The 7,657-nt window shown below is 44.9% G+C and carries 6 protein-coding genes and 2 pseudogenes; 3 read left to right on the top strand and 5 right to left on the bottom strand.

Going from position 1 to position 7,657, the window contains the following annotated elements; genetic code table 11:
• The coding region (locus G5S52_RS24125) for a lipoxygenase family protein (RefSeq protein WP_268895557.1) at positions 1-511 on the top strand (511 nt) is incomplete at its 5' end.
• Positions 438-950, top strand: a pseudogene (locus G5S52_RS23250) (hypothetical protein); the annotation flags it as partial. The gene G5S52_RS24125 and the pseudogene G5S52_RS23250, both read left to right, overlap by 74 nt.
• Before the next feature lie 48 nt (positions 951-998).
• Here G5S52_RS23250 and G5S52_RS23245 read toward each other — a convergent pair.
• From G5S52_RS23245 to G5S52_RS23235, 3 genes are read right to left on the bottom strand one after another with little or no spacing between them, the layout of a single operon-like run.
• Positions 999-1,163 (bottom strand): DUF2256 domain-containing protein, encoded by a 165-nt coding sequence (locus G5S52_RS23245; RefSeq protein WP_083939975.1) that lies wholly within the window; start codon positions 1,161-1,163, stop codon positions 999-1,001.
• Positions 1,160-1,411, bottom strand: coding sequence for a TIGR03643 family protein (locus tag G5S52_RS23240; RefSeq protein ID WP_165018845.1), 252 nt, complete (start codon positions 1,409-1,411; stop codon positions 1,160-1,162). The genes G5S52_RS23245 and G5S52_RS23240 overlap by 4 nt, the downstream gene beginning before the upstream one ends.
• 40 nt (positions 1,412-1,451) lie before the next feature.
• The gene (locus tag G5S52_RS23235; protein ID WP_165018843.1) at positions 1,452-1,628 is read right to left on the bottom strand and encodes a DUF6435 family protein; all 177 of its coding nucleotides are present in this window, start codon (positions 1,626-1,628) and stop codon (positions 1,452-1,454) included.
• Positions 1,629-2,056: 428 nt separating this feature from the next.
• On the opposite strand from G5S52_RS23235, the gene G5S52_RS23230 reads away from it, so the two are divergent.
• Positions 2,057-3,862 carry a DCC1-like thiol-disulfide oxidoreductase family protein gene (locus tag G5S52_RS23230; protein WP_165018841.1) on the top strand — a complete coding sequence of 602 codons (1,806 nt, stop codon included), beginning with the start codon at positions 2,057-2,059 and terminating at the stop codon, positions 3,860-3,862.
• A gap of 128 nt (positions 3,863-3,990) precedes the next feature.
• Here the strand turns inward: G5S52_RS23230 and G5S52_RS23220 are convergent.
• Positions 3,991-4,496 (bottom strand): annotated as a pseudogene (locus tag G5S52_RS23220) (outer membrane beta-barrel protein).
• 241 nt (positions 4,497-4,737) lie between these two features.
• Positions 4,738-7,657: VCBS domain-containing protein (locus tag G5S52_RS23215; RefSeq protein ID WP_165018835.1), on the bottom strand; the 2,920-nt coding region annotated here is incomplete at its 5' end.

Raw genomic sequence — 7,657 nt, 5'->3', positions numbered from 1 at the left:
AAACACATTTGAATACCTCAAACTTCCCGGCGCTGTTGTTCACGGAAATGTTCAATGTGAAGACGTCGCGAACGCCAATGAATGGCGATATCGAGGAGGATTAGACGAGCAGGAATACAACTTCGATGTGAATGATGCCGACCCGAACTTCGCTGGGGCGCGGCTTTTTGAAGGGTATGAGTATACCTATGGCAACCCACACAATGGCCTGCTAACCGGCGCAATTCAGAGATTGTCTGGTTTCAGCAGCACAACCTTTGTGAACGCCACGCTGCGAAGAAAAAATCACTACCATTTCTTCGAGCACAGCACACCGATTGATCGCATGGCCGACCCAATCCTTGCACAGCTTGATGAGTACCCGCAGCACGACGACAACGGACTGGCTCCTATCATCAATGAATGGGTCGATGGATATCTTCGCCTTTACTACCACTCTGACCAAGACGTTAAAGGCGATACGGAACTTCAGGGCTTCCTCTATGAAACAACGCATTATGGCAATAGATGAAGTCACCTACCCTGCGCACGTTATTCTGCGATACGAAATCGAACGCGATCTGATTGAAGGTGCCATTGAGGTTGATGACATTCCTGGCATCTGGAATCAAAAGATGGAGGAATATCTTGGTATCTCTACCGAAGGTAATTTCACTGATGGATGTATGCAAGATATCCACTGGACAGACGGCTCATTTGGCTATTTCCCAAGCTACACGCTGGGTGCTATGTATGCGGCACAGTTTATGGCAGCAATGCGCAAGACAATTGATGTCGACACCTGCCTGAAACAGCTGGAGATCGCGCCGATTAGCGAATGGCTGAAAGAGAACGTTTGGTCGAAGGGATCAAAGCTTTCAACAGATGAGTTAGTGACTCAAGCGACTGGTGAACCACTCAATGCTGAGCACTTTAAGCAGCATCTGATGGCACGTTACCTGGACAACTAGCAGCAGCTTACTCGCAATGCGCACTCTCCGTTTAGTTCAAAGGCAGGATCACCCTGCCTTTTTCTTTTCTCTTCTACACCTTTCTGAGCAATATCTGACCTCGTCCCAACAAGTAGTCCATTTTTTCCTCCAGGAAAATGGCCTTTCACAAACAACGCAGATTTTGGTTGGCAGGTGTGCCTTGTTACCCCGGTAACGCTTTGTCGCTTTCATCGCTGGTTGTACTGTGTTGGGCAATAACCACGACTAACCTCGACAGGACGCAACTTTTGATGCTTGGTTTTTCTTGCAGACACGCGTTTACGCCAGGCTTTGAAACTGCTCGGCTTTAGTGAACGACGCATCAAGCCAATGAGTAGAGGCTCTCCCAGACCAAACTGATTATCGATAGCTTCAAATGGCGTTCTGTCCTCCCACGCCATTTCAATGATTCTAGAAAGGTCTTCGTCACTAAAATCCATCAAATTTAGCTCCCGCAATACATGATTTGCCCTTTGAGCATCAGGATTGCTGCTCACTTGCCTGTTTGAATTCGTTGAACACATCTTCTGCTTCTGCGGTCAGTTTTGAATACATTCTGATGTCACCCCTTCTCTGGGCTTGCATCGCTTGTTCCAGCAACATCGAGTGTTTCTTCTTAAGTTTCTTTGCGGTTCTGTCTTTGAACAATGAAAACACGGCTCACTCCTTTAGATGTGGATTTGGTAGTACGGAAGCTCAGAAAGAATGGATTAACACTCTCTTTTTTAGGTGGTGGTTGATGAATATAAAATGCTTTAAAAAATACAAAAAATCGAAATTCATCGTTTTTAAAAAAGCTATATCCTCCAATAGAGACCATGCATTTCTCACCGTTATTTTATCGAACAAAAATTTTAAAGTTTAAGAACATCTCATACGTTAAAATTAGCTAGACATAGCTGTCCAATATAACCTCACCAGGTATTACAAATTAGAAAAACAATAATAAACTCCATTTTTTAACCCATTGCACCCACAAATAGAAAAATGATCCGATACTATTTACATAAACGCTACTAACAGAAAAACTGGAGAGGTCTCCCTGGCATAAGTAGGTTTAGGAGGATAAAAAATTGTGGCGAACAATGACATCATTTAAAACAATATTCGGCATAGATTTGAGGTCGCTGGCGCTATTCCGTATCGCTCTAGCAATATTAATTATGGTGGACCTCATCAGCAGAGCGCGCGATATTGAAGCCTTTTACACAGACGAAGGCGTTCTAACCCGCTCCGCGTCAATGGGATATGCTTCAGATTTTCGCTGGTCCATTTATTGGGCAAGTGGTAGTGAGTGGTTCGTCGTTTTGCTATTCATAGTCGCCTTTTTGGTGGCGTTTCTGTTACTCATTGGCTTTAGATCTCGGTTGATGGCTTTCATCAGCTGGATATTTTTGCTTTCCATTATGAATCGGAATGCTGTCCTAGGAGCTGGGGGCGACTCCCTACTTACCGTAATGTGTTTTTGGGCCATTTTACTGCCAATAGGAGCCAGATTCTCTATCGATTCAGCCCTAAATCGACGATATCAAACTGAACCGAACGCAGAACCCACAAGCCATAATTACTTCTCGATAGTGTCAGTAGGTGCATTACTTCAGGTCATGTACCTATATTTCTTCACTGCGATTTTGAAAACGGGTGATGAATGGCGTGTGACTATGGATGCAGCTTACTATGCTGTTCATCTCGATCAGATGGCGACTGTCTTCGGTGTTTGGATGAGAGATTTTCCAGCGCTACTGACACTTGGTACTTACTTCGTGTGGTACTTAGAAATTGTGGCCCTATTCCTAGTATTCTCGCCGATCTTCCATGTTCCCCTTCGTCTTTTCACTTTGGCGTTACTGGTCGCAATGCACACGACTTTCTTTCTCGCACTACATATCGTACTGTTCCCTTTTATCGACTTCATGTCGCTCAGCTTATTGATTCCTGGGGTATGCTGGTCTTGGGTGGCGAGAATTAATGATCGCGCTAAACGGAGAGACGTAACCATCTTCTATGATGAGGACTGCGGCTTTTGCAAAAAAACATGTCTGATCCTGAGAAGTTTCCTACTGCCAGAGAGCGTCAAAATACTGCCGGCCCAGACAAACCCAGACATTTATCCGATTATGGAACGTGAAAACAGCTGGGTGTTGCGTGACCATAAAGGCGGCCTGCATACCCATTGGAATGCCGTACAATACCTCTTTCGGATCTCTATTCTTTTCCGGCCAATCGGAACGGTAATGGGTTTGAAACCCGTCCTTAAAGCAGGCAACAGACTCTACGGATGGATAGCAAACAACCGAGCGACAATGGGTCAAATAACGGAACGCTTCCTTCCATACAGAGAGGTCAAAGAGCAGGCTAACTGGGTTGAAAATGGCCTTGGCCTGAGTACGCTTTATATCGTCACCTATTACAATATCGCAGGCATCCATCAATGGAATATCAAGTACCCTAAGCATGTTTCAGCCATTGCTGAAACACTCCGCCTTGATCAACGCTGGGATATGTTTGCTCCCTACCCTTTTAAGTTTTCACAGATGCCAGTCATTGAAGGGAAAACGCGCGGTGGTGAGATTGTAGATGTGTACCGTATGACTTTTGATGAACCGATACGCACATACCCGAAACTCTTATCTGCGGATTTCAAAAATTATCGGTGGCGGAAATACTTAGGAAGAATTTCCTCAACCAAAAACACCAAGGTTCTATCAGGATATGGTAACTATCTATGTCGACAATGGAATAAAGGCCCTGATGTCCCTAAAGACAAACAGCTCGCCATTTTTACCATAGAATTCGAGCGTTTAAAAAACATGCCAAACTACCAAAAACGTGTTCCATTGACGATTTCAGTATGGACTCACTGGTGTTTTAAAGAATATGCTATTAAGTAAGCAATAAAAATTATGATAGAGGGAGCTACAAAACACGGCTCCCTCTTTTTCAATGGTATAAACATATGCTTTTCCAAAACAATCCACGGTGATGTTCAACCACCGTTCAGAAAAGCATAAGCCTCTGTTTAATCGCCAAAAAAATAGTCTATACCAACCATAAGAGCATGGCTGTCGTACTTGTCTGTTTTATTGTCGCCAATGTCATCGATAAACTGGTAGCCCACACTAAGGTTTATGTTAGGTTCTAGCTTGTACTGAAGACCAACTTCAGTGAGAAGTGAAACCCCATTAGCGTTGAGGTTGGGTCGACTAACTTGCTTTTTTCCATGTCCCAGTAAGCCATCCCCATCTGACCATAAATAGTAAAGTCGTTTTCTAGATCCCACCCATAGCGCAAAGCCGCTTTTGCAAGATTTGTATTCACTTTTACGCCAGTTGCTTTAGCATCCAACTCCCCATGAAATTGATACCCTAGCAGCACGCTCCACTGAGGCCTAAACTGAATCCCTCCACTAATTTCAAAAATACCACTCTTTGGGTCACTACTATTATATGCACCATCATCAGCCACTTGATAACCACCATTAATACCAAAAAAATAGGTAGGGTATTGTAATGTGGGCTTGCTCATTTCTTCTGCTAAAGACCCATGGGATAGCAAAAATAAACTTAGGGCAGAAAACACCTTAATAGAAATCTTTGTTTTAAAGTTCATTATTTATCTCCTTAAAGAGATTTCAAACCAAGAATGAAATACATTAATTTAGCGCTACAAATATGAAAGGAGCCCTCATACCTCATCAATCATGCATGGACGAATTGAAAGATAAAGTAGAGGACTCGCTTGTTCTATAATTTGACCAATTTAATGTCTAATAGAGATAGACTTCTCCAGATCTAAATCCTGTACTAGAAGAGCCTTCATCAGGAGCACCAACAATGACATTGTTATTATCTGACACATCAACCGAGTTACCGAAGTATTCATTCCAATCTGGCATTGGTGACTTCAAATAGGCGCCTTGCGACCATTCACTGCCATCAAAATTGAAGAGGTATGCTGCGCCCGACTGTGGCGCTGACACATTTGGCGTACTATTAATACCTACGCTACTGGAATCCTCACGCCAAGCACCAACAACGAGCGATGTTCCATTCGGTGACATTGCAACGCTATTACCAAACCACATGCCACTATGAACCGTCGATGCTTTGACGTAAGCCTGTTGAGACCAAGAGTCAACGTTGCGTTGGAACACATAGGCTGCACCGGTATCACTGAGTGAATTGTTTGGTGTACTGTTAATGCCTGTTGTATTGGAATCTTCATACATAGCACCAACTGCCAACGTGTTTCCGTCAGAAGAAAGGCTCACTGACATACCAAACTGATCACCACCACCGGCGTTGGAAGCCTTCACATAAGCCTGTTGCGCCCAACTGCCATCACTGTTTTCAAATACATAGGTTGCACCAGCATTCGTCGAGGCATCGTTTGGCGTAGTGTTGATACCGGTTGTACTGGAACTTTCTCCAACCGCACCAACGGCAAGCGTATTGCCATCTCCGGACATCGTAACCGATTCCCCAAATTTATCTAAGCTTCCTGGATTAGAGGCTTTGATATATAGGTCTTGAGTCCAAGTGCTACCGTTAAAACTGAATAGATATGCTGCTCCAGCCCAGCGGCTTAACAAATTGTTGGAAATACTGTTGATGCCTGTAGTACTCGAGTCTTCTCCCGGCGCGCCGATGAGAACCTTATTACCATCCGACGACAACGCAACACTTCGGCCAAACCTATCATCAGAACCGGCATTGTCCGCTTTCAAGTAACGCTGAAATACCCATGCATCATTCTCAAAACGGTACACATAGGCGGCTCCCGAGTTACCTGAGTCGTTGTTATAGCAGCAAGAGGATGAGGATACACTCAAATTACTTCCGTCTTCCTGCGGTGCACCGACGACCAATGTATTGCCGTCTTCAGATAATGCCACTGCCCAGCCATAAAAATCATTTGCGTCAATATTGGGCGATGTCAGCAGTTCCTCTTGTTGCCATAAGCCATCTGTAAAGCGGAAGATATAAGCAGCACCTCGTGCGGTATTTTTATAAGGCGCGCCTGCGGCAAACACTGTACCGTCGCGTGAAATTGATACCGAATAGCCAAACCTCGCAGATTGACTAGGATCTGAAGCTTTAATGCTGGCGATCAAATCATTTGCATCGGTTGAAGACAAAGAGAGCAAGTTAGACGACGCAGAGCCTACGCTGTTTGTTGAAATAATAAAGAACTCTGAAGACAACGCAGACAAAGCACCCGTCATACCTATTGTTAGCTCCAGCGCCCCATCCGTTGTACCTAATGGTTCGCAGTCGTTATCAAAGTCTGCATTTTGACGGCAAACAGTGTATCCCGTGGCCAGCTCAGACTTTTCCCATTCCAGCGAAACAGGGAAAGTAAGCGTCTCGGACGAACCTGATTCCACAGTCAGAAGGTTAAAAGACTCAGGGGGTTGTGGGTTGAGGTATTGGTCAATAGCTGCCTGAGACCCACCGATAGTAATAACAATGTCTGTCGTCGTTACACCATCAGACGCTGTCACTTCAATGACATCCTGCACAACAGTGTCTTCACTGAAATCAGCCACCGCTGTATCATTCACCGTATATGTCCAAGTACCGTTGACAATCACCAAAGAACCGAAGTTACCCTCATAAGGCCCTGTGCCATCGAACGTTACCGAGGAGTTGTCCGAGTCAACGTCTGTGACGCCAATGCTGCCTGAGGCATCAAAGGAGGACATCGTAGCACCCAGCTCGGTATAAGTGAGTGTCGGGGTTTCTGCCGAGCCAGTTACTGTACTTGCGGAAGTACCTTTAACAAATGAACCCGACACTGGCACTAAAAATGCCGCGTATTCATTCGAGTCACTCCAAACATAGGGTGTTCTTCCGTTACCGTCCAAATCTACATAAATCTGCGCAGCAGTCACGACTCGACCCGAAAATCTGTACTTCGCTGTGTTCCAGACCATATAGGAATAGGTTTTGCCATCAATGATAACTCGCTGAGTATCATCAACCTCATATGTGTAAAAATTTGGATAGTCGATGCCACCTCGGTCGACCGTTGAATCATTATCGATAAACTGCAGGGTTGTTCCATCGGTGAGGATATTAATGCCATTAAAACCACTAATAATCGAATAGCCATCACCTCTCCTCCATCCTCTCACCTCATAGAGGTCACCCTCAAAGCCTTGATCGAGGAACAAGTTTATCTGAGCTGATGTATCTCCTGTCGCTACCGGCGCGTCATCAGAACCAACAATTGTGATAACAATCCGTTGGGATTTTCCGTCCGTCGCTTTTACAGTGAATGTGTCTTCTACTTTCTGGCCTTCAGCCAAAGCCTGGACCAGAACGCTGTCGTTGTTCAGGGTATATGTCCAACGATCCTCATTAAGGTTATACCAAGCACCGTCTTCGAGTAAGAATGTGCCATAAGTACCATCCACACTCTCGTATACCAACGAAGGAGAATCTGTAGAGTCAGGATCTGACACTGAGATCTTCCCTGTCACAGTCGATGACTCGCCGGGATCACGCTCAGTGACTTGACCTGAAAAATCACCAGATATGACCGAGTTGCTTGCCAGGAATGCATCAATCGCATCTTGAGACCCGCCGATAGTAATAACAATGTCTGTCGTCGTTACACCATCAGACGCTGTCACTTCAATGACATCCTGCACAACAGTGTCTTCACTGAAATCAGCCACCGCT

It is taken from the genome of Grimontia sedimenti (assembly GCF_011045095.1).
Lineage (GTDB): Bacteria > Pseudomonadota > Gammaproteobacteria > Enterobacterales > Vibrionaceae > Enterovibrio > Enterovibrio sedimenti.
Note: the sequence above shows the minus strand (reverse complement) of the source record. Positions and strands in the feature narration are given on the sequence as shown.